The following is a 22,220-nucleotide window of genomic DNA, read 5'->3' on the forward strand; positions in this document are numbered from 1 at the left end:
GGGTGTGCGAAAAACCAAGATCGCACACCCTTTGGCCAGGCCACCCGCAAGGGGCCTCCGGGCGTGCGAAAAACCAAGATCGCACACCCTCTGGCCAGACGAGAAGCCGAAGCAGGTTAGCCGTCACTCGCCGGGGTAGGACTCGGACATGGAGATCAGATTTTCGCTGTCGCTTCCCCGGGACGAGATCTCCATTCCTATTGTCCGCCGGATGTGCACGCAGTCACTGAAGGTTCTCGGCGCGCATCAGGAGTGCGTCGACGACGTGGAACTCGCGCTTACCGAGGCATGTGCCAACGTGCTGAAGCACGCCCAGGCGTATGACTGGTACGAGGTCTCGGTCAACGTCGACAACCAGGTGGCCGCCATCGAGGTGCTGGACAACGGAGGTGGCTTCGACGTCTTCCAGATTGACGCCATGATTCTCGAGGCATCCGCCGATGACACGATCTGCGAAGACGGCCGTGGTATCTATGTCATGCACGAGCTCATGGACAGCGTCCAGTTCGATATTGTGGACGGGCCGCGTCCCGGCATCCGGGTTCATCTGGAAAAACTGCTGCAGTGGGATGAAAGCGCACCCGCCACCCGGCTCGAACGCGCCCCGGCTCACTGCGGGTCCTGACCGGCCGGGTCCTGATCGCGTGGCCGCCGCTTGATCGCCGGTAGGCTGACCACATGAGCGGTGGCCAGCACGAAACAGTCGGCGGGGCGTCATCGGTAGCACGCCGGATCGGCGTGGTGACATTTCCCGGCTCGCTGGATGACAGGGACGCCGCTCGCGCGGTCGGCCTCGGCGGCGGCGAGGCCGTTGCGCTCTGGCATGGTGACACCGAGCTGGCCGGGGTGGACGCGGTGGTGCTGCCCGGCGGGTTCTCCTACGGCGATTATCTGCGCGCCGGGGCGATAGCCCGTTTCTCCCCCATGGTCGGCGCGGTCGTGGACGCGGCCCGTGACGGGTTGCCCGTCCTCGGGATCTGCAACGGATTTCAGGTGCTGTGTGAGGCCGGACTGCTGCCCGGGGCACTCACCCGTAACGTCGGCCTCCATTTCGTCTGCCGAGACCAGCGGCTGCGGGTGGAAAACGCCTCGACCGCGTGGACCTCGGAGTACACGGCCGGCGCGGAGGTTGTTATTCCCGTGAAACATGGCGAAGGCCGCTATGTGGTGAATCCGGCGACACTGGCCCAACTCGAACATGACGACCTGGTGGTTGCCCGCTATCTCGGCGGGAACCCGAACGGATCGGTCGCCGACATAGCCGGCGTCTGCAATGCCGGACGCACGGTTGTCGGGTTGATGCCGCATCCCGAGCACGCCGTCGAGCCGCTGACCGGCCCGGGATCGGACGGCCTGGCCATGTTCCGGTCGGTGACATCCGGCGTTCTCGCCGTCTGATCGACTCCCGGCGCGACCGGCCGAAGGGTGCGCGATCATGCCTTTCGCGCGCACCCGGAGGCCCTCAAACGGCCAGTCCGGCCAGTCCGGCCACATCGGCCACATCGGCCACATCGGCCTCGACTGAGCGGCGCAGGGCCGCATGCAGGGACGCGGGCGTGAGTACGCCGACGTAGTCGTCCCGGTCGTAGACGGCGATGCGGGCGGCGTCGTCGCCCAGGAGCACGGCGAACGCGTCCTTCAGAGAGGCGCCCAGCTCCACCCAACCGGCGAGCGGACGCAGCGCTGCCGCGCTCGCGACCGGACCATGCCCGGCCAGCTCCCCGGCCTCGACCCACCCGCGCACCTCCCCGGACGCCGGGTCGACGACGACCGCCCAGCCGGCGCCGTCCGTGCTGACCCGCACCCGGCTACCCTCGCCGGACCCACCGGACCCACCGGACCCACCGGACCCACCGGACCCACCGGACCCACCGGAACGAGCGGAACGAGCGGACCCGCCCGGCACGTGCCGGGCGATCGCCTGCAGTGTCTCGGCCGCCGACGTATCCATCCGCACCACCGGTGGGTGTTCGGTGTCGGCCACCCCCAGCGGGGTGACCGCGAGCCGACGCAGCGACCGGTCGAAGCCGGTGAGATCCGCGACGAACGGCGTGGCCGGCGCTCCCAGGACGCGGGTGGCAGCGGCGTACTGCTCAAGTAGACCGCCAGGGCGGAACACCGCGATCCGGTCCGCGAGGTGCACGGCCTCGTCCAGGTCGGGCGTGACGAAGATGATCGTCTTACCGATATCCCGGTGCAGCAGAACGAGATCGGTACGCAGCCGCTCACACGCCATCGGGTCCAAGCCCGAGCACGGCTCGTCCATCAGCAGTACCAGCGGGTCGGCGGCGAGTGCGCGGGCAATACCGGCCCGTTGCCGTTGCTCGGCGGAGAGTTCATGCGGGTAACGGTCGCCGACGACCGCTGAATCAAGCCCAAGCAGTTCGAGCAGCTCCTGCCCGCGGTCGTGAACCTGCGGCCGCGCCCAGCGCAGCAGTCTGGGAACCGTTTCGACATTTGCCCGGACGGTCAGGTGCGGGAACAGGCCGACGCTCGCGGCGACATGACCGATGCGCCGGCGCAGCGTGACCGGATCCACGCGGGCAACATCCTCGCCGGCCACGAGGATCTGGCCGGACGTCGGCTCGATCATCCTGTTGATGAGATTAATGATTGTGGTCTTGCCGCACCCGGACGGCCCGAGCAGGCAGATGAAATCACCCTCGGCCACGTCGAGATCGAGATTCGTAACAGCGACCGTCCCGTCCAGGTGACGCTTCTGGACGCCTCGAAGCGAAATCATCGGCTCAGTCGCCATCGACTCCGACCAACCCCTCCCGCACCGATTGCGATCATTCCGACCGTGGAACCCACAGCGCCGTCGTTTGTGTTTCATAGCTTTTCTATCGGATTATCCGGTCAGTATCGACTTATCCCGGTAACGTCGCCGTGTGAGCACAATCTCGCAGACCGCCTCGTGGCTTGGCGACAGCACCAACTGGAACGGCGACAACGGCGTCACCCGACGCCTCATCGAACACCTGACGGTGACTGCCGCGTCCGTGGGGATTGCGTGCGCCCTCGCGCTACCGATCGGGGTGTGGCTCGGGCACGTCGGGCGAGGCCGCATACTCGCTGTCGGCGGCTCCGCGGTTGAACGGGCGGTGCCGGCATTCGCCGTGCTCGTGCTGTTGGCCGTCGGGCCGCTCGGCTTCGGCAACACCGCGGCCACGGTCGCGCTGACCCTCATCGCGGTACCACCGCTGCTGTCCACTGCCTACATCGGTGTGCGCGATGTTGACAGGGCGGTGACACAGGCCGCGGTCGGGATGGGCATGTCCGGTGGTCAGGTGGTGCGGCAGGTGGAGCTACCGCTGGCCGCACCACTGCTGCTGGTAGGCCTGCGGACGGCGGTGGCCCGGGTCATCGCCACCGCCACGATCGCCGCCCTCGTCGGCGGCGGCGGGCTTGGCCGACTCGTGCTGGACGGTCTAGCCCACCACGACGACGCGCAGGCCGTTGGCGGCACGGTGCTGGTCGTGGCGCTGGCCCTGATCGTCCAGGGCCTGCTGCTCTGCCTCGGCCGGCTGGTGACGCCCGCTGGCTGCGGGCCCAGCCGCCTGCATCCCCGCTGGTGATCAGCGGGACGCATAGTCGAGTGTGAACGAACGCTCGTCAAACGCGTGCGGCCGGCCGTCAGCGGGTACTCCTCGGCACGCAGGTGGGTACCCGGATCGAGGAGGGCTGGAACGTGGTGCAGAAGCTTCCGCAACCGCCGGACCATGAGGATTCCGCGGAAACATCGCCACCGCAATCGCCTACTTGCGGCCTTCGCCCCAGCCTGCCCTTTCCGACCGGGCACGCGCGCTCAGCGGCGGATCGCCAGTCGGTACTTCTCCCACTGCCGCTTGTCGTCGGAGAAAAAGTACTCCAGGAGATCGTGTAGGTAGCCCGGGTCGGGTGCATGCCTCGACGGCGGTATGTACTGCTTCACACGAAAAGCTCCGAACCCGACATTGTACATCGTATACAGACCCAACTTCAGTCTGTCTAGTTCCTCTAGAACACGGTCGGACACCGGATTGTCCTCGTCTTCTTCAGAGGCCGTCTCGACAACGAGGCTCGGGCAGTGCGCCCAACGCCCATGGGCTGCTGCCTCATACAGCGACTCCAGCCGATTGGCCTCGGCCGACCGTTTGATTTCAAAGGATGAAATCGTGAGGACGACGTCGGGCAGGAGATACGAGCTCCAGACTTCGACCGCCGCGACGTCCGGCCGGGACCACTGACCGCTGGCCCGTACCCGCCTGCGCGCGGAAGCGGTCTCACGGATGTGGCTGAAGGTGAGACCAGCCGTGTCGATCTCACTCTGGTACCAGTCGACGAAGGGCTGATACAGCTCGGACTCCCGGCGTACCAGCTGGCCAGGGCCGGCAGCGGCGAATCCCGCGTCGGCTATGTGCGTTTCCAACACCTCGTCGTCCGGCGTCTGGAGCACATCGTCTGCGCGAGCGATCGTGCCCCCACGGCCTCGCCCGAGCCGGACGAGACCGGCCGTCTTGAGCTCGTCCAAAGCCAGTCGATAACGGTCGTTCGTGATTCTCACAGCGCTGCGCAGCCGAAGGCCGCCGACGGGAGTGCCGTCCGGCGGAAGCTGGTCGAAGACCACAAGCGCATCGCGAGAAGCTTTCGGTGGAGTCCGGTCACTCGGGGCCCTGCGGATCCGCCGCCCTTCCGCAATCGCCATACCCGCGAGAACAAGCTCCGCCACCGCCTCGTCGAACTGCGCATCCTCCATACGGAGCCGCTTCCGCAATGCACCGCAGTTCGACGGTGCCGGCCCGATCTCGGTATAGAGTTCCGCCGCCGCTCTGGAAAGTGCCATCGTCCCCTCGCCGTCAGCCAGCCACCATGAGAGCGCTTTTTCTGCGCTATGACAGGCATATCCGATACGGGACGAGCACAGGAGTCATTTCTGACCTAATCACATCCGCCGCGGCGAGGTTTGAACCGCGCCCGAAGACGACGCGTTCCGCCGGATCGGTCTGGTGGTGCCGGCCGAGAGCACGGGCGGTAGGTCATTGCGGTCACGGGAACGGCAGTTTCCACCTACGGCCGACGGCCAAGAAACCGGGCGGTAGGTCATTGCGGTCACCGGAGCGGCAGTTTCCACCTACGGCCGACGGCCGTCATCCCCGGGGGATCCGGTACCCGGCTGGGATCCCCGGAACACCGCTGGTCCCGAACGGTTAGTCCCGAATCTGGGCGTCGGAGGTGTAGGAGGCGTCGAGTTGCCGGTTGAGGTTGACCGCGGCGTTGATCAGCGCGAGATGCGTGAAGGCCTGCGGGAAGTTACCGAGCTGCTCGCCGGTCAGGCCGATCTCCTCGGAATACAGGCCCAGCGGATTGGCATAGGTGTGCATCTTCTCGAAGATGAGCCCGGCCTCCTCCAGCCGGCCCGATCGGGCCAACGCGTCGACGTACCAGAACGTGCACAGAGAGAAGGTGCCCTCCGAACCGCGGAGCCCGTCCGGGGATGCTTCCGGGTTGTACCGGTAGACCAGGCTGTCAGAAACCAGTTCGGAGTCCATCGCGTTCAAGGTGGACAACCACATCGGGTCGTCGGGGACGACGAAACCGACCTGGACCATGCGCAGCAGGGAGGCGTCCAGCACGTCGGTGTCATAGTGCTGGACGAAGGCCTGCCGCTTGTCGTTCCAGCCCCGGTCCATGACCTGGCGGTAGACGCGGTCACGTTCGGTGGCCCACCGCTGGATCTTGCCCGGCCGGGCCCGCTCGGCCGCGAGCCGGATGGCGCGGTCGAAGGCGGCCCAGGAGTTGATCCGGCCGTAGGTAAAGTTCTGCCGGCCCCCGCGGGTTTCCCAGATGCCTTCCTCGGGGGAGTCCCAGTGGTCGCACAGCCAGTCCAGCATGTCGACCACGCGGTTCCACCGGGCGTGGCCGAGGGCGACACCATGACGGTCCGCGAAGTAGATCGAGTCCATCGCCTCGCCGTAGATGTCGAGCTGGAGCTGGTCGGACGCGCCGTTGCCGATCCGCACCGGCGCCGAGCCCATGTAACCCTCGAAGTGGTCGAGGGTCTCCTCACTCAGGTCGGACGACCCGTCCACCCGGTACATGATCTTCAAGGGTCCGGAAGCGTCACCGGCCTGCTCCTCGATCCGGTTGGCCAGCCACCCGACAAAGCTGCGTGCCTCCTCGACGTAGCCCAGTCCCAACAGCGCGTACACCGAGAACGACGCGTCGCGGATCCAGGTGAACCGGTAGTCCCAGTTGCGCTCCCCGCCGATCTGTTCGGGCAGCCCGGCGGTGGGCGCTGCCACCACCGCACCGCTGGGGGCGTAGGTCATGAGCTTCAGCGTCATCGCCGAGCGGCGGACCTGCTCGCGCCACCGGCCGGTGTAGGTCGACCGGGCCAGCCAGCGCCGCCAGTACCGCACCGTGTCGTCGAGCAGCGAGGTGATCTCGTCCCGGGCGAGCCGGTGCGGCGGGTCGCCGTCCCCGGTCTCCATCATCACGGCCCCGACCTGGCCGGCCTTCAGCGTCGCCGTGCCTCGGATGCCGTCACCGCGCGGATCGGTGATCCGTTCCGCGCCGTCCCAGCTGACGGTCCTGGCCGGGTGCAGGGTGATGCGCTGGTCCCCGGCGCGGAAGATCGCACCGTCGCCGGTCACCTCCACGGTGTGGCTGGCGCGGCCGTAGTCGAAACGTGGCGTGAACTCGACCGCGAAGCGCATCTCCCCCCGCACGACCCGCAGGACCCGGACCAACCGGTGCCGGTCGGTGGGCCGGGTCGTGTCCGCGATGGGCATGAAGTCCAGGAGCTCACCCACGCCGCCGGCCGTCAGGAAGCGGGTGATAAGAACCGCGGTGTCGGGCAGGTACAACTGCCGCGACACATAGCCCGGCTCCGTCGGCGCAATCGTGAATTGGCCGCCGCGTTCCCGGTCCAGCAGGGAGGCGAAGATACTCGGCGAATCGAACCGGGGCGCGCAGAACCAGTCGATCTCGCCGTCCTTCGTCACCAGCGCCGCGGTCTGGAGATCCCCGATCAACCCGTGGTCAGAAATCTGCGGATAGTCCATCTCTCCCCCTGTGGTCCTGCTCGGCAGCGGCTCCCTTGAGCTGCCAGCCCCGGCGACCGAGATATCCATCGTCAGAAACTGGGCTGCCCGACGGTCAGGGGTCCAAACCGTCCGAGCGTGACGGATCACCCACGGACGGGGGTGATTGGTATCGGTCCGGACTGAGATCGGCAGATCGAGACACGAACTCAGGTGGTTGCGGCGCCGAAGATACCGGGCAGGGTGGACGAGTGGGCGACCCGCAGTTCGTCGAGGCTGACGGCAAAGGCGTCCTGGACGTCGATGATGTCGCCGTCCACCACACCGATACGCCGGCACGGCAGTCCGCGGGCACCGCACATGTCGGTGAACCGCAGCTCCTCCGATCGGGAGACGGCCACCACCGCCCGACCCGCCGACTCGCTGAACAGCTCGGTGAACACGTCCGCATCGCGGGGGAAAACGATGCGGGCGCCACGCCCACCACGCAGGCAGGACTCGACCAGTGCCGATGCCAGGCCGCCGTCGGACAGGTCGTGCGCCGCGGTCAGCATGCCGTCGCGGGAACCCGAAACCAGGATCTGGGCGAGCAGCTTCTCCGCGGCGAGGTCGACCACGGGCGGCTGCCCGCCCAGGTGCCGATGCGCCACCCACGCCCACTCGGACCCGCCGAACTCCGGGCGGGTCTCGCCGAGCAACAACAGCGAGTCACCGTCATCGGTGAAGCCGATCGCGACGCGCCGCGCCACATCGTCGAAGAGGCCCAGGACACCGACCACCGGAGTCGGGTTGATCGGCATCGATCCGGTCTGGTTGTAGAAAGATACGTTACCGCCGGTCACGGGCAGGCCGAGCTGGCGGCAGGCGTCCGCGAGCCCCCGGGTCGTCTCGGCAAACTGCCACATGACCTCCGGATCCTCGGGCGAACCGAAGTTCAGGCAGTTCGTGACGGCGATCGGCACGGCCCCGGTCGCGGCCACATTGCGGCATGCTTCGGCGAGTGCGAGCTGCGCACCTGCGAACGGGTCGAGCCTGGCATACCGACCGTTACCATCTGTCGCCAGCGCGATGCCGAGGCCGGTCTCGTCGGAGAGCCTGACCACGCCGGCATCCTCGGGCTGTGCGAGCACGGTGTTGGCCTGCACATACCGGTCGTACTGATCGGTCACCCACGCCTTCGAACACAGATTCGGCGAGGCGATCATGGTCAGCAACGTTGCGCGCAGGTCATCTCCGCTGGTCGGGCGCGGCAACGCCGCGGGGTCGTCGGCCCGCAGCCCGTCCAGGTCCGCCGGCCTGCGCATCGGCCGGTCGTACACCGGCCCGTCGTCGGCGAGCGAGCCAGGCGGCACGTCGACGACGACCTCACCGTGCCACCGGATGACAAGACGACCGCTGTCGGTGACCGTTCCAATCCGGGTGGCCAGCACGCCCCAGCGTTCGGCGACCGCGAGCACCTGGGGCACTGCGTCCGGCGTGACGATTGCGAGCATCCGCTCCTGGGACTCGCTCGCGAGGATCTCGTGCGGCACCATCGAGGCCTCCCGCAGCGGGACGAGGTCGAGGTCGACCGTCATCCCACCGGGGCCACCGGTGGCCAGGCCTGCGGCGGTCGTCTCGGTCAGCGCACAGGTCAGCCCCGCGCCGCCGAGGTCCTGGATGGCGACGACAAGTCCGCGCTCGAACAGCTCCAGGCAGGATTCGATGAGAATCTTCTCGGTGAACGGGTCGCCGACCTGCACCGCTGGTCGGCGCGCCGGTCCGCCACCCTCGTCGAAGGTCGCCGACGCCAGCACCGACACCCCGCCGATGCCGTCCCGGCCGGTCTTCGCACCGAGCAGGACGACCGCGTTGCCGACTCCGGTCGCCGCCGAAGTCTGTACCCGTCCGACCGGCATCACCCCCACGCACAAGGCGTTAACCAGCGGGTTCCCCAGATACGACGGATCGAAGACGACTTCCCCGCCGATCGTCGGCAGGCCCAGGCAGTTGCCGTAGCCGCCGATGCCCGCGACCACCCCGGGCAGCATCCGCGCCGTGTCGGGTGCGTCGGCATCGCCGAACCGGAGCGGGTCCAGGACGGCGATCGGCCGGGCGCCCATGGTCAGGATGTCGCGGACAATCCCGCCGACGCCGGTCGCCGCACCCTGGTAGGGCTCGACGAAACTCGGGTGATTATGTGATTCGATCTTGAATGTGACGGCGAGGCCCTCACCGACAGCGACCACTCCGGCGTTCTCGCCCATCCCGACGAGCATGCGCCCACCGGCCGGTATGTCATGGAACCGCCGTAGGTGCACCTTGGACGACTTATACGAACAGTGTTCACTCCACATCACCGAGTACATGGCAAGCTCGGCATCGGACGGCAACCGACCGAGGGTGGAGATGATCCGGGCGTACTCGTCGTCGGTGAGACCGAGTTCCCTGTGGGGCTGGGCGGCGTCTGGCTGGGCGGCGTCTGGCTGGGCGGCATGGGGTCCGGCAGCGTCGGGCGCGGACGGGGCAGTGGGTACGGTCGGTGTGCCGGTCACGTCATCCATCTTCCCGGACGTTTCGGTCTCGACAACCCGGCCTCGACAACCCGGCCTCGACAACCCGACGACGGCGACCCCACCGTGGCGATCCAACCGGCCGTCAGGAGTGGCCGTAAGGCTCCGGGCCTGCCGCGTCACCGGCGAGTGCGTCGGCGCCGTCGTCTGGAACCGAGCCGGGCGGGTGCGCCGATACGCTGACGAATTCCAGGTCGGACGATTCCAGGTCGGACGGATCGTCGTCGTATACAACTGCCTCGGGATGCGCGGAGGGAGCGACCATCGCCTCCGAGTGGGCGCCACAACCATGATCGAAAGCAGTCACCCGAGCGTCGTCCGGGGCCATCTCGTTCGCACACACCCCGAACAGGCGGCCGAGGATCCCGGCCAGACGCACGTGAAAGCCACATGTCTGACAGGTCGCGGGAGCGACCCGGGCAATCGACGCCTCCGGACCGGACTCGCCCGCATACCAACGGGTCGCAGCTTCGTCACGTCCCTCCACGGACAGCAGCCGGGGACGACCGAACCCGAGCTCATGCCAGGCATCGGTGTCGACGAACTCCTCGACATCACCAAGACGCAGAGTGAGACGGGGATCGTCCACGGCGGTCGGCAGCAGGTCTCCGACTCCGACGTCGCCCGGGCGCAGCCGCTGGGACCACGGCACCCACTGTGGAGCGGTCATGGCGCCGTCGCCGGGCAACAGCACGACATCATCCACGGTGACCTTCCGCAACCGCGATGCGCGGCTCACGACCACCGTCCACACCCAACCGGGATAGGCGCGCGCCGTACACGCGAAGCGGTGCAGCACAAGGCGTTCGTCCTCGGCCTCGACGCCGAGGTGCTCGCCGACAAGGCCCGGATCATCGGCCTCGGTGGCCGCGGCCGCCCGGGCCTCCTCGACGGCTGCGGCACACGCGGTGTCCAGCGCGGGCGGCTTGGGCCCCTTGGCCGCACGCGGCGCCCGTGGTGGTCCCGGTGTTCGGGGTGTCCGGGGCGCCTTCGACGCGGGTGAGCGGGCGGTCCGGGTCGTCCGGGTCGTCCGGGTCGCAGACTCGGACGCCGGGGGACCGGGCGCAGTCCCGTCCGAGATGAACGTTTCCGAGCTCGACGTTTCCTGATTGGACGATCCAGAGTCGGACGATGTTGGCACCACCGCCGGGTCAAGCTGCACATCCTGAGCCTCCACGCACGTATTGTCGCCTACAGGTTCCGGAACTGTGCTACGTGGTCGTGGTGGCCCTCCTGGGGAGAGGGGACACTCAGGATGGTGAACGTGGGCAGTGGTGTCGCCAAAGGGATCCGCAGGCTGCGCGCGTCCGGCCGCAGAGGTGGTGCCGAGCAGTCGGGGCTCGCGGCCCTCACCGAGCTTTCCTTCGTCAACGCGGCGGGCGACGCGCTGGTGACCGTGACGCTGGCCGGATCGCTCTTCTTCGCGGTGCCGACGAGCGAGGCCCGGTCGAAGGTCGCCATGTACCTGTTGATCACCATGGTGCCGTTCACCCTGCTGGCACCGGTGATCGGCCCTGTCCTGGACCGGTTCGCCCATGGTCGCCGTACCGCGCTGGCCGCAATCTGCCTGGCCCGCGGCATGCTTGCCTGGCAGCTCGCCGGCTCCCTCAACCACAGTGTGGCCGTCTATCCCCTCGCGCTCGGCCTGCTCATGCTGTCGCGGGCGTTCGGAGTGGCCCGCAGCGCGGTCATCCCGCGCGTCACACCCCAGAATCTGTCCCTCGTAAAGATCAATTCCCGGATCTCGTTGGTGAACATCGCAGCGGGATCCGCGATCGCCCCGGTCGGCCTGGCCATCGCCAAGATTCCCTACGTCGGCTACCCGTGGGTGCTGCGGGCCTGCGCGATCGTCTACATGACAGGCGTCCTGCTGGCGTTCAACCTACCCAAACACGTCGACTCCGCCGCAGGTGAAAAACGCGCCTTCGTACTAGGGGCCATCGTCAACCACCGGGACATGGCCGGCCGTCTGCTGCGCGCCATGGGCGGGCTGCCGGTCGCGCTTCGCGCCTCCCTGGTGCTGCGCGGCCTGGTCGGATTCCTCACCTTCTATCTGGCGTTTCTGCTGCGGACGAGCGGCGGCACCAACCTCTGGCTCGGTGCGCTGGCGATCTGTGCGGGCGTGGGCAGCGGCCTGGGTGTCTTCATCGGCGGGCGGCTGGGCCGCCGGCGGCCTGAGGCGCTGCTGATGCTGTCGCTGCTGATGGCATCAGGGGGCTGCCTCGGCGCCGCCGTCGACTACACAAGGCTCACATCGCTACTGGCGGCCCTGCTGGTGACGATGGCCGGTGCGATGGGGAAGCTCGGTCTGGACGCGATCCTCCAACGGGACATCGCCGAGGACACCCGGAACTCCGCGTTCGCCCGCTCAGAAACCGCGATTCAGCTCGCATGGGTTGCCGGCGCCGGGATCGGCCTGATCGAGATGCCGGGGACGCTCGGCTTCGCCGTGGCGTCCGCGGCGGTGCTGTTCACGATGTTCGTGGAGACCAGGGCACTGCACCGGTCACGGGCAGCGGCCCGCGTCCGTCGAGGGCGACCGGAGGCCGCGGCCTGGGCCGAGCCGAGCGCCGGGGGAACCCTCGCGCTCAGGCACCCGGCGATCCGCCCGGACACGGCGGTGCTCCCGGACACCGAAGTGCTCCCGGACACCGAAGTGCTCCAGAAAACCGCGGTGCTCCCGGACACGGCAGTACTCCAGAAAACCGCGGTCCTCCCGGATCGTGGGACGCGGCCCGGCCTGCTGAGACCGAGAACCCACCCCCCGGATCGCGATCCGGGCGGCATCTGAGCGGCCCTGAACGATAACCTCCGACCGTGTCCGTATCTCGGCTACTCTCCCGCATCCGGTGGCAACGCCTGGCTGTGCTCCCTGTCCTCGGCGCGCTCGTCGGGGTACTCGCCAGCTGCGACCAACCGACGCCGCTGGTGACCATGCAGGCCGGTCGAAGCTTCGTGCAGGCGCAGGCCGCCAGCTACGACCGCGACGGCACGGTGGTCAAGGGCGCCAGCGACCAGATCCCGGCGCTGCACGCCGCCCCCGGAGAGATCATCAACATCGACGTTCCGAAGTCGGTTGCCGACCGCGGATACTTCTTGACATCCGTCGACGCCCAGTCCAACGAGGTCCAAATTTCCGACACCATAAAGGACCAGCACTACCACCTGACCACGCCGGGACGAGCCGGTGAGCTGCCCCTGACCATCTTCCAAGTGCCGCGCAGTGATTCCGGCCCGGCGTCTGGAAGCTGGAAGTTCCGTCTCGTCGTCCAGCCATAGGTTCATGGTCGACACTTTCATGGTCGAGATGCGCCCGGTCGCTCTTGTTCCCGCATCGAGGTCCACGTGAACCGGGTCCTGCTGGTCACGGCGGTCAACCCGGAGGCTGACGCCGTCTGCGCCGGAATGATGGGTATGTGGCAGCCGTGGACCGCGCCCGCCACCACGGGACCGTCGCGCGGCGGCCCGGTGCCGTCGTGGGACCGCCAGCTGCTGACCGCGGTCCGACTCGGCCCTTACCTGGGACGCCGGTCCGGGTCGGTGACCGTCCTGGCCGCGGGAGCGGCCGGTCCGGCGGCGGCGGCGGGTACCGCGACCGCTCTGGCGACCGCTCGCGCCGCGGGCGAGCCGTTCGACCTGGTCATCTCCCTCGGCATCGCGGGCGGTTTCACCGACCGTGCCGGCATCGGTGACCTGGTCGTCGCGGACGCACTGATCGCCGCGGATCTCGGTGCCGAGTCCGGCCTCGACGCCTCCTCGGGTAAACCCGCACCGGGGTCGTCGCCCGCCGGACCGGCCTCCGGTGCCGGATCCGGTGCCGGATCGACATCGGAGGCCGGCGGCGGAACCGGCGGGTTCCTGGGTTTGGACGAGCTCGGGCTCGGGCCGTCCACGCTGCTCCCACGTGCGAACGTGGTGCAGCTACTCGTCGACCTTCTCGCCGGCACCGGACGGACAATCAGGATCGGGCCCATCCTCAGCGTGTCCACAATCACCGGGACCGACCATCGGGCCGCAGCGATGGCGCTGCGGTTCGACCCGGCCGCCGAAGCCATGGAAGGCTACGCGGTCGGTGTCGCAGCCACCGCGTTCGACACGCCTTTCGCCGAGGTCCGCGCGGTCAGTAACGCGGTCGGTCGCCGTGAGCGGTCGAGCTGGGACGTGCCGGGAGCACTCGCCGGGCTGAGCGCGGCCGCCGCCGGGATCGCCGCCGGGATCGCCGCCGGGATCGACACGCTCACCACCGTGCTGCCCGCCTCGCCAGGCAGCACCACGCCCGGCCGCACCGGGACCGGCCGCACCGGGACCGGCCGCACCGAACCGGTCAAGCCTGCTCCCGGGGTCGGCACGCCGTGACATCGCGGTCAGCGATGCCGTCCCCGCTCTCGCTGGCGATCTCGCCGTGCCCGAACGACACGTTCGCCTTCCACGCGCTGGCCCACGGGCTCGTTGCGGACGCACCGCGGGTCACGGTGACCTTCGCGGACATCGATGTGCTGAACTCCCGCGCCGCCGCCGGCCTCGACGATCTGGTGAAGATCTCCTACGCCGCGCTGCCGTGGCTGCTGGACTCCTACCAACTGCTGTCCGCCGGCAGTGCCCTGGGACGTGGCTGCGGACCGCTCGTGCTCACCGCCGGCGGCGGCCGGGACGACCTGGCGGGCGCACGCATCGCGATACCGGGGATGCGCACAACCGCCTACCTGTTGTTCCGGCTGTGGGCGCTGGGACATGGGGTCGGCGACATCGACGTCCTGCCCTTCGAAAAAATCATGCCGGCGGTACGGGACGGGCGATACGACGCTGGCCTGGTCATCCACGAGTCGCGGTTCACCTACCCGTCCTACGGGCTCACACTGATGGCGGACCTGGGCGACTGGTGGGAGTCCGAGACCGGCCTACCCATTCCGCTGGGGGCGATCGTCGGCCGGCGTGGGCTCGACGGCGCCGCGCTCTGCGCCATGGTGCGGGCAAGCGTCGCGGCGGCTCTGGCCGACCCGCGGGCATCGCGCGCCTATGTGCTGGACCACGCCCAGGAGCTGGACGCCGACGTCGTGAACGCTCATATCGGGCTGTATGTGAACGATTACACGCTATCGCTCGGCGACGAAGGATACGAGGCTGTCGAGGTGCTGCTGGGACGGGCGGGCGCCGCCGGCCTCGTCCCGCCGATGCCCGCTCTCCGACCATGACCGCTCTCCGACCATGACCGCACGCCGACCCCGACCGCACGCCGACCGTGACCGCACGCCGATCAGCCAGGCCCTGATGCCTCCAGTTCGTCGGCGACCGCGTGGACGACCTTGGCCACCGTCTCTGCTGTCCGGCGATCTGGATAGCGCCCCCGACGCAGTGAGTTCTGTACCTCGTCCAAGAGTTTGATCATATCTTCGATCATGCTGTGCAGCTCGTCGGGGCTGCGCCGGGCCGCGTGCGCCGCGCTCTTGGCCACCGACGGCGGAGCCGCGAGCACCCGCACCGACAACGCCTGATCGCCCTTGCGACCCGCGGCAACACCGAACTCGACCCGATCGCCCGGCTTGAGCTTCTCCACCCCTGGCGGTAGCGCACCCTTGTGGACGAACACGTCGCCGCCGTCATCACGGCTGAGGAAGCCGAAGCCCTTGTCGACGTCGAACCACTTGACTCTGCCGGTGGGCACAGGAGACCTCGTTCTGCGTGGCGAAGGGAGACTGTCCAGTGAGATGCCGAGGTCTCCAAGGCTATCCGGGGACACGGCAGCGAGAGGTCATCCGTGCCTATTCGTGGCCGCTCACAGCCGATCGTGACTGATCACGGGCGCTGGAACCATCGTGGGCTCGCTCAAGGCCTCCGAGTGCGCGAAGAAACCACGATCGCACGCCCTTTGGCCATCCGCCGACCTCGGATCGCCCGGCGATCCGTAGGCTGGTGGCTGTGGCTGCCCAACAACCCCATCGGCCTGATCGGCTCACGGCGCCACAATCATCGGTGGCTGTACCGCGGGAGCTCCCCGGGAACACCCGAGGGCGACTGGTCGACGTGCTCGTCCGGCTGGGGGTCGGCGTCTTCGCGATCGGCCTCCTCGCCACCGTGATCATTATCGTCCCGTTCTTCTTCGGTGTCACCGAGCAGCCCACCTGGCTGAACGTGCTCGCGGCCGGTGGGTTGACGATCGGCTTCGGCATCGCGCTCATCGCAATCGTGGCCGCGGTGCTCTCCCCTGCTCCGGTCGACGAGACAGAACCGGACGACGACACCGGACCGGACAACGCAGAACCGGACGACGACACCGGACCGGACAACGCAGGACCGGACAACGACACCGGACCGGACGACACCGGACCGGACGACACAGAGCCGGCGCGCAGGACGGAGTCGACCGACCCGACCCCCAGCGGCACGTCGTGATGTCAGTGCTCCGGAGAGTGCGGCCTGCGGGCGCGCGATCTGACGATCGTCGCGCGCCCTTTGGCCCGCTAACTCCGGAGAGTGCGGCCTCCGGGCACGCGATCTGACGATCGTCGCGCGCCCTTTGGCCCGCTAGGAACGCGGTAGCAGCTCATTCATCGAGCCGGATCGGAAGCCGCGGGGGTCGACCTCCACCCGGTCGAAACCCTCGATCACCGCCAGCAGCTCCGGGCGCGCGGCCAGGGCCCGCACACGAGTGGCGTCCACCTCGACCATCGCCACCGTGCCAAGGTCACGTACCCGCAGGTTGCGCACGCCCAACCCGGCTGTGTGCACTGCCGCCCGCAACGCCGCCTCGGCCCGTTCGACGCGAGCAAGACGTGCCGGTGACACCGTGATCCCATAGGCGACGCGGCTTGCCAGACACGCCGCGGCCGGTTTGTCCCAGGTCGACAACCCCCACCACCGGGACGCTTCGCGGACCTGGGCCTTGGTCAGACCAGCGTCCAACAGCGGGGTCCGTGCCCCCCGGGCGGCCGCCGCGCCGATACCCGGTCGGAAGCCAGCCACCGCGTCATCCGCGTTCGTGCCGGTCACCACATGGGCGAGCCCGAGGGACTCCGCGAGTGGGCGGAGCGTCTCGGTGAGCTCCGCCTTGCAGAAGTAACACCGGTCCGGACCGTTGGCCCGGTAGCCGTCGCGTCCCATCTCGTTGGTGGCCGGCGTGAGGTGGCGGACCCCGAGCTCCGCCGCGAAGTCGCCGGCCGCCCGCTGCTCCGTCCCCGGCAGAGAGGGGGAGATCGCCGTAGCGGCCACAACCCGGTCGACACCGAGCGCCCGGACCGCGGCCGCGAGCAGGAACGCCGAATCCGCCCCACCGGAAAAGGCGACCAGTACGGATCCGAGCTCGGCGAGCCTCACGGCAAGATCGTCAAGGCGACCGGCCAGGACCCGGCCATCCACCCCCACCGGCTCCGGCACCCGTCCCGACGACAGTTCCGGCACCCGTTCCGACAACACGGATCTCCCTGCTACAGAAGCCAACACGAATCCGAGGGTAGTGACCCACCGGCGCCGGACGCATGCCCGGTGCCTGTTTCGATGCTGCCGGGATGACTCCTGAGACGGCGCCTGGGGATAGGGTCTTGCGCCATGGCCAGGGTCGTAGTGGACGTGATGCTGAAACCGGAGATCCTCGACCCGCAGGGGCAGGCGGTGCTCACCGCATTGCCGCGGTTGGGCGTGGCCGGCATCGTCGGGGTGCGCCAGGGCAAGCGGTTCGAGCTGGAGGTGGACGGCGAGGCGGATGCCGACGCCCTCGCCATGATCGAGCAGCTTGCCGCCGCACTACTGGCCAATCCGGTGATCGAGGACTACGTCGTCCGGGTTGAACCCGCACCCGCCGCCCAACCCCGGTAAGAGCGCCCGGCAATAGTGCCCGGCAATAGGGGCGTGGATCGGGGCACCGTCCCGGGAGGCGCTATCCGGGAGGCGCTATCCGGGAGGCGCTATCCGGGGGGAGCCATCGGGTCGGCCGGCGAGACGAACGCGACCCGGCGTCCACATGAGTCACAGACAGCGACCCAGGCATCAGGTTCGTCGTCGCAGGCCACCAGATGCGCCAATGGGACGATTCCGCCGCACCACGGGCAGATGATCCACGGCCCGTCCGCACCGGCGCCTGACGACTCAACATCGAGTGATTCCACCTTCCTGACGGTGCCACCAGACGTCCGCCCCCGAGAACTCCACAGGCCCTTCGGTGACCACAGCCGCCTGTTCCCGGGACGCGAGCCCCCAGCTACCCGGGCCCAACGCCGGACGCCGGCCGCCGGACGGACACCCGACACCGAGGCCCACGGCTCATCACGGGAGCCGGTGACAGGATGGGCGGGTGGGCACGGACGAAGTACCTTCAGTCGCCATTGATCAACTTCCGGTCAACCTGTCGCCGGATGCAGACATCCTGCTCCTCGACGTCCGCGAGGTCGAGGAGTGGGACGCCGGACATGTCACCGGTGCGGTCCACATCCCCATGGGCGAACTCCTCGAGCGCCTGGACGAGGTGCCGCGCGAACGGGACGTGGTGGTTGTCTGCCGGTCAGGCCAGCGTTCGGCCGCGGTCACGGCCTACCTGCACCGGGCCGGCTGGCGTGTCCGCAACCTCAACGGTGGGATGATCGCCTGGGATGCGGCGGGCCGCCCGATGGAGAACGCCACGCCGCAGCCGCCGGCTGTGATCTGACCAGCGCCTTTCGGTCAAGTCAGCGGTCGTTGTTGTGGACACGCCTTTGCATCCGCGGCGTACCGATCGTCAGCTGTGGATATCGGACGATGAGCGCGCTCCTGGCGCGACACTGGACATCATGAACCATGACAACCCCGCCATGTCGACCGCGCGGGCGCTGGCCGTGGGGCTCGCGCTGTGTCTCGGGCTCACCTTCGCCGCGGCCGCCTGCGGCTCGCTCAACGATGCGTCGGCCGCCAACGCCGGCGGGCTCGGGGGCGCCGGACAAAATGGGCAGGTCACCGCCGGGAGCGCCCTCGCGACGTTGGGGTCGATACCGGTCCACGCCGCGACGACCTCGCCGCAGTACCGGCGGGACGCGTTCGGCGATCCCTGGCAGGACGTCGACGGCAACGGCTGCGACACACGGAACGACGTCCTGCACCGGGACCTGACACTGGTGACCGTCAAGCAGGCAGACCCGTGCATTGTTCTGACCGGCGAGCTCAAAGATCCTTATACCAACCGGACGATCCGTTTCAACAGGACGCGGGCCGCTGCCGCCGTCCAGATCGACCACGTCGTCGCGCTGGCGAATTCCTGGCGCACCGGGGCCGCCTCATGGCCATCGGACAAACTGGTCAGTTTCGCGAATGACCCGGAGAATCTGCTGGCGGTCGACGGTCCGGCGAATCAGGATAAAAGCGATGATAATGCTGCACAGTGGCTACCGCCGAATCAGGGATACCGGTGCCAGTACGTGGCCCGCCAGATCGGCGTGAAAGCCCGCTACGGCCTGTGGCTGGAGCCCGCCGAACGCGACGCCATGGCCAAGGTGCTCAGTAAGTGCCGGGCGCAGCCGACGCTCGGCGGGAGGCCCGCCGGCTGACCCCGAACATCCACGTCAACCCCCAGGCGTCACATCGGGCAACTATTCAAGTACAATTAACGTGTTCGTTACCAAGATGGGGCTGGGCGCGAGTAATTCCCAGCCGACCCGCCTCCAGGCGACCCGCGCGGCCGGGTTGGCTGCACGTAGGTGGCTGCGGGTCGTTGGACGCAGGCAGGTGGCTGCACGTAGGTGGCTGCGGGTCGTTGGACGCAGGCAGGTGGTGAGGACAGCATGGGGCAGGCGGGAGAGCGTCTGGATCTGTTCGACCGCCTGGACATCGGGATGCTGGCCGTCGGTACGACCGATCGCCGAGTGCAGCGGGTGAACGCGGCGACATGCCGGATCCTGGGACGTAGTGCGAGCGAGCTGCTCACCATGAGCTGGGACATGTTGCTCCATCCGGCGGACCGGGCTGCCCAGCTGGTGACCACGCGACAGTCCGCGGCGGGTGGGCAGGCCGACGGGCAGACGGGGCATCAGGCCGACGGATGGCCGGGCGGGCAGCGCGTGGTCCGCTTCGCGCGTCCGGACGGCTCGACCGTGCACGTCCTGGCGACGGCGATACTTCTGCGCGACGGTCCGGACGGGGAGCCGTACTACCTCAGCCAGTTCCAGAACATCACCCAGGAGATGACCGCCCACCACCACCTGCGGCTGTTGTTGGACAACACCCCCGTGGCGTTGTTCCTGATGGATCCAAACGGTCGCATCGTGTTCACCGACGGCGAGATGAACGCCGCCCGGGTGGACCCCGATCGACGATCGACAATCGTCGAAACCTTCCAGGACCTGCCCGTCACGCCCATGGCCCGACGTGCGCTGACCGGCGAGCGCGTCTGTGGTGTCATCGAGGTGTACAGCCGCCATTTCGAAACGCACATGGTGCCGATATTCACCGCGGACGGGGCGGTGACATCAGTGGCGGTCGTCGCAACCGACGTCACCGAACGCGAAAAAGCTCTGACAGAACTACGAATCCGCGCCGCTGAACAGCAGATTGTCGCCGACCTCGGCCGCCGCGCACTGACCAGCCTCGAACCCGACCCCCTGTGGACGGCCTCCGCCACCGCAATCGCCGACCACCTCCACACCGACAGCGTCACCATCCACGAACAGCACCCCGGCCACACCGGACCACACCTGGCCGTCCACGTCGGAACACCCCCACCCGGCACCAACGCCCCCGGCGAACTCACCGTCGCGATCGGCCCGCCCGAGCACCCCACCGCCATTCTCACCGTCCACCGCAGCAGCCCGTTCGCCGCCCGCGAATGCGCATTCATCGACGCCGTCGCCACCATCCTCGCCGCCGCCGCCGCCCGCTTCCAGGTCGAACGCGAAGCCCGCTTCCACGCCTGGCACGACAGCCTCACCGGCCTGCCCAACCGAACCGCGCTCCTCGACCGACTCCATCACGCCCTCACCCGCACCGGCGTCGGCATCCTGTTCATCGACCTCGACGGCTTCAAAACCGTCAACGACTCCCTCGGCCACCACACCGGCGACCAGCTCCTGCGCACAATCGCGACCCGGCTCCAACACGCCGTCCGCCCTCACGACACCGTCGCCCGTCTCTCCGGCGACGAATTCGCCATCCTCTGCGGGAACATCACCAGCGCCCCCACCCTCCAGACCATCGCCGACCGCGTCGTCACGGCCCTCGCCCAACCCACCACGCTCGACGGCCGCACTGTCACCATCACGGCCAGCGTCGGTATTGCGATCTCCAGCCCCGAACTCGCCGACCCCGACGACATCCTGCGCGCCGCCGACATCGCCATGTACACCGCCAAACACTCAGGCCGCGGCCATCACCTCCTGTTCGACGAAGCCATGCGCGCCTGCCTCCTCGACCGCCTCACCACCGAAAACGACCTCCGCCACGCCCTGGCCACCCCCGGCGAACTCCGCCTCCATTACCAACCCATCCTCAACCCCACCGGCGACACCATCGGCGCCGAAGCCCTCATCCGCTGGCAACACCCGACCCGCGGCCTCCTGCTCCCCGACATCTTCATCCCCCTCGCCGAAGACACCGGGCTGATCACACCCCTCGGCCGTTGGGCCCTGCACACCGCGTGCCACACCGCCGCCACCTGGACGACCGGACCGCCCCCCATCCCCCCACCGCACATCACCATCAACGTCTCCGCCCGCCAGCTCACCGACCCCGACTTCCTGCCCGGCCTCACCCATCTCCTGCACACCACCAACCCCGACGACCGCTACCAACTCTGCCTCGAAATCACTGAAAGCACGCTCATCCACGACACCGCCGCCGTCACCGCCACCCTCCATGCCCTACGCGCCCTGGGCATCACCCTCTATATCGACGACTTCGGCTCCAGCCACTCCTCCCTCAGCCGTCTGCACCGCCTCCCCCTCGACGGCCTCAAAATCGACCGCCGATTCATCAGCACAATGACCGACGACCCAACCGACCACGCCATCGTCACCGCCGTCATCCACCTGGCCCACACCCTCGGCCTCACCGCCATCGCCGAAGGCATCGAAACCCCCGCCCAGCTCGCTGCCCTCAGCACCCTGCGCTGCGATCTCCTTCAGGGGTGCCACCTCGCCCGCCCGGGACCGCACCTCCCCGCCTTGCAACCCACCACCGGCCCAACCTGGCCCGCGTCCGAAGCCGATCAGCCCCGCTGAAAGTGCCCGGCAATGGTAGAGACGCGGGCAGACATCCCGCTCCCCGGAATGCCGGCAAAGAGCGACCGGCAACAGGGGACGCGGCGGCGCAGGGCCGGGGTGCGTGCATGGCGGAGGAGCGAGGCTGCGAGGTGCGTGCCCCGGCCCCGCACCGGGGGTCCGGGGGGTCGCCCCCCCGGGCAGACATCCCGCCCCCCGGAAAGCCGACCAAAGGTCGGCGACCAACACAAACCAGCGCGGGGCGCAGCCCCGCACCGGGGGGTCCGGGGGGTCGCCCCCCCGGGCAGACATCCCGCCCCCCGGAAAGCCGACCAAAGGTCGGCGACCAACATCAACCAACGCGTGGGCGAGGGGGGAGTTGAACCCCCACGTCCGTTAAGACACACGGACCTGAACCGTGCGCGTCTGCCATTCCGCCACTCGCCCGAGTGCGACTATCACGCTATCACGCGATCCACGCGGCCCGAGCCGTG

At 68.5% G+C, this 22,220-nt stretch carries 18 protein-coding genes, 1 tRNA gene and 1 pseudogene; 12 read left to right on the forward strand and 8 right to left on the reverse strand.

Annotation, left to right across the window (positions count from 1 at the left end):
- Positions 1 to 148: 148 nt before the first annotated feature.
- Together U9979_RS00320 and purQ are read left to right on the forward strand one after the other, a co-directional pair.
- Positions 149 to 625, forward strand: coding sequence for an ATP-binding protein (locus U9979_RS00320; protein ID WP_322748923.1), 477 nt, complete (start codon positions 149 to 151; stop codon positions 623 to 625).
- A gap of 53 nt (positions 626 to 678) precedes the next feature.
- Positions 679 to 1,398: a phosphoribosylformylglycinamidine synthase subunit PurQ gene (purQ, locus tag U9979_RS00325; protein WP_322748922.1), complete on the forward strand. Its 720-nt coding sequence runs from the start codon at positions 679 to 681 to the stop codon at positions 1,396 to 1,398.
- A 64-nt stretch (positions 1,399 to 1,462) separates the two neighbouring features.
- Here the strand turns inward: purQ and U9979_RS00330 are convergent, their stop codons facing one another.
- Positions 1,463 to 2,758 carry an ATP-binding cassette domain-containing protein gene (locus U9979_RS00330; RefSeq protein WP_322777769.1) on the reverse strand — a complete coding sequence of 432 codons (1,296 nt, stop codon included), beginning with the start codon at positions 2,756 to 2,758 and terminating at the stop codon, positions 1,463 to 1,465.
- Between the two features lie 133 nt (positions 2,759 to 2,891).
- On the opposite strand from U9979_RS00330, the gene U9979_RS00335 reads away from it, so the two are divergent.
- Positions 2,892 to 3,578 carry an ABC transporter permease gene (locus tag U9979_RS00335; RefSeq protein ID WP_322777770.1) on the forward strand — a complete coding sequence of 229 codons (687 nt, stop codon included), beginning with the start codon at positions 2,892 to 2,894 and terminating at the stop codon, positions 3,576 to 3,578.
- Positions 3,579 to 3,808: 230 nt separating this feature from the next.
- Here U9979_RS00335 and U9979_RS00340 read toward each other — a convergent pair whose 3' ends face one another.
- From U9979_RS00340 to U9979_RS00355, 4 genes are all read right to left on the reverse strand, one after another.
- The gene (locus U9979_RS00340; protein WP_322777771.1) at positions 3,809 to 4,825 is read right to left on the reverse strand and encodes a hypothetical protein; all 1,017 of its coding nucleotides are present in this window, start codon (positions 4,823 to 4,825) and stop codon (positions 3,809 to 3,811) included.
- Positions 4,826 to 5,189: 364 nt separating this feature from the next.
- The gene (locus tag U9979_RS00345; RefSeq protein WP_322777772.1) at positions 5,190 to 7,046 is read right to left on the reverse strand and encodes a glycoside hydrolase family 15 protein; all 1,857 of its coding nucleotides are present in this window, start codon (positions 7,044 to 7,046) and stop codon (positions 5,190 to 5,192) included.
- A 188-nt stretch (positions 7,047 to 7,234) separates the two neighbouring features.
- On the reverse strand, positions 7,235 to 9,559 hold the full coding sequence (gene purL, locus U9979_RS00350; RefSeq protein ID WP_416219084.1) for a phosphoribosylformylglycinamidine synthase subunit PurL: 2,325 nt from the start codon (positions 9,557 to 9,559) through the stop codon (positions 7,235 to 7,237).
- Positions 9,560 to 9,662: 103 nt separating this feature from the next.
- Positions 9,663 to 10,739 carry a DUF3027 domain-containing protein gene (locus tag U9979_RS00355; RefSeq protein WP_322777774.1) on the reverse strand — a complete coding sequence of 359 codons (1,077 nt, stop codon included), beginning with the start codon at positions 10,737 to 10,739 and terminating at the stop codon, positions 9,663 to 9,665.
- Positions 10,740 to 10,832: 93 nt separating this feature from the next.
- On the opposite strand from U9979_RS00355, the gene U9979_RS00360 reads away from it, so the two are divergent.
- The 4 genes from U9979_RS00360 to U9979_RS00375 all read left to right on the forward strand — a co-directional run bounded on the left by U9979_RS00360 (position 10,833) and on the right by U9979_RS00375 (position 14,769).
- Positions 10,833 to 12,368: an MFS transporter gene (locus tag U9979_RS00360; protein ID WP_322777775.1), complete on the forward strand. Its 1,536-nt coding sequence runs from the start codon at positions 10,833 to 10,835 to the stop codon at positions 12,366 to 12,368.
- 26 nt (positions 12,369 to 12,394) lie between these two features.
- A complete protein-coding gene (locus U9979_RS00365; RefSeq protein ID WP_322777776.1) occupies positions 12,395 to 12,856 on the forward strand; it encodes a hypothetical protein in 462 nt (153 codons plus the stop codon).
- 66 nt (positions 12,857 to 12,922) lie between these two features.
- On the forward strand, positions 12,923 to 13,933 hold the full coding sequence (gene mqnB / locus U9979_RS00370; protein WP_322777777.1) for a futalosine hydrolase: 1,011 nt from the start codon (positions 12,923 to 12,925) through the stop codon (positions 13,931 to 13,933).
- A gap of 14 nt (positions 13,934 to 13,947) precedes the next feature.
- Entirely contained in the window at positions 13,948 to 14,769 is an 822-nt protein-coding gene (locus U9979_RS00375; RefSeq protein ID WP_322754308.1) for a 1,4-dihydroxy-6-naphthoate synthase, read from the forward strand.
- 62 nt (positions 14,770 to 14,831) lie between these two features.
- On the opposite strand, the gene U9979_RS00380 is transcribed toward U9979_RS00375, so the two are convergent.
- A complete protein-coding gene (locus U9979_RS00380; protein WP_322751789.1) occupies positions 14,832 to 15,239 on the reverse strand; it encodes a cold-shock protein in 408 nt (135 codons plus the stop codon).
- 308 nt (positions 15,240 to 15,547) lie between these two features.
- Between U9979_RS00380 and U9979_RS00385 the strand changes: the two genes are divergently transcribed.
- On the forward strand, positions 15,548 to 15,967 hold the full coding sequence (locus tag U9979_RS00385; protein WP_322777778.1) for a hypothetical protein: 420 nt from the start codon (positions 15,548 to 15,550) through the stop codon (positions 15,965 to 15,967).
- 132 nt (positions 15,968 to 16,099) lie between these two features.
- Here the strand turns inward: U9979_RS00385 and larE are convergent.
- A pseudogene (gene larE, locus U9979_RS00390) lies at positions 16,100 to 16,918 on the reverse strand (ATP-dependent sacrificial sulfur transferase LarE); the annotation flags it as partial.
- 201 nt (positions 16,919 to 17,119) lie between these two features.
- Between larE and purS the strand changes: the two are divergent.
- The 4 genes from purS to U9979_RS00410 all read left to right on the forward strand — a co-directional run bounded on the left by purS (position 17,120) and on the right by U9979_RS00410 (position 21,747).
- Positions 17,120 to 17,386, forward strand: coding sequence for a phosphoribosylformylglycinamidine synthase subunit PurS (purS, locus tag U9979_RS00395; RefSeq protein ID WP_322751792.1), 267 nt, complete (start codon positions 17,120 to 17,122; stop codon positions 17,384 to 17,386).
- A gap of 475 nt (positions 17,387 to 17,861) precedes the next feature.
- On the forward strand, positions 17,862 to 18,212 hold the full coding sequence (locus U9979_RS00400; protein WP_322751793.1) for a rhodanese-like domain-containing protein: 351 nt from the start codon (positions 17,862 to 17,864) through the stop codon (positions 18,210 to 18,212).
- A 121-nt stretch (positions 18,213 to 18,333) separates the two neighbouring features.
- Positions 18,334 to 19,083, forward strand: a complete 750-nt coding sequence (locus U9979_RS00405; protein ID WP_322777780.1) for an HNH endonuclease family protein — start codon at positions 18,334 to 18,336, stop codon at positions 19,081 to 19,083.
- A gap of 192 nt (positions 19,084 to 19,275) precedes the next feature.
- Entirely contained in the window at positions 19,276 to 21,747 is a 2,472-nt protein-coding gene (locus U9979_RS00410) for an EAL and GGDEF domain-containing protein (RefSeq protein WP_322777781.1), read from the forward strand.
- 343 nt (positions 21,748 to 22,090) lie between these two features.
- Here the strand turns inward: U9979_RS00410 and U9979_RS00415 are convergent.
- A tRNA-Leu gene (locus U9979_RS00415) sits at positions 22,091 to 22,173 on the reverse strand.
- Positions 22,174 to 22,220 lie beyond the last annotated feature (47 nt).

It is taken from the genome of Protofrankia sp. Cas4 (genome assembly GCF_963555915.1).
Taxonomy (GTDB): domain Bacteria; phylum Actinomycetota; class Actinomycetes; order Frankiales; family Frankiaceae; genus Protofrankia.

What these genes read in the sequence shown, in the direction of transcription:
- U9979_RS00340 (WP_322777771.1), bottom strand. Translation starts at nt 4,825, where the DNA reads ATGGCACTTTCCAGAGCGGCGGCGGAACTCTATACCGAGATCGGGCCG.
- U9979_RS00320 (WP_322748923.1), top strand. Translation starts at nt 149, where the DNA reads ATGGAGATCAGATTTTCGCTGTCGCTTCCCCGGGACGAGATCTCCATT.
- U9979_RS00375 (WP_322754308.1), top strand. Translation starts at nt 13,948, where the DNA reads ATGCCGTCCCCGCTCTCGCTGGCGATCTCGCCGTGCCCGAACGACACG.
- U9979_RS00345 (WP_322777772.1), bottom strand. Translation starts at nt 7,046, where the DNA reads ATGGACTATCCGCAGATTTCTGACCACGGGTTGATCGGGGATCTCCAG.
- purQ (WP_322748922.1), top strand. Translation starts at nt 679, where the DNA reads ATGAGCGGTGGCCAGCACGAAACAGTCGGCGGGGCGTCATCGGTAGCA.
- U9979_RS00330 (WP_322777769.1), bottom strand. Translation starts at nt 2,758, where the DNA reads ATGGCGACTGAGCCGATGATTTCGCTTCGAGGCGTCCAGAAGCGTCAC.
- U9979_RS00405 (WP_322777780.1), top strand. Translation starts at nt 18,334, where the DNA reads ATGAACCATGACAACCCCGCCATGTCGACCGCGCGGGCGCTGGCCGTG.
- U9979_RS00360 (WP_322777775.1), top strand. Translation starts at nt 10,833, where the DNA reads ATGGTGAACGTGGGCAGTGGTGTCGCCAAAGGGATCCGCAGGCTGCGC.
- purS (WP_322751792.1), top strand. Translation starts at nt 17,120, where the DNA reads ATGGCCAGGGTCGTAGTGGACGTGATGCTGAAACCGGAGATCCTCGAC.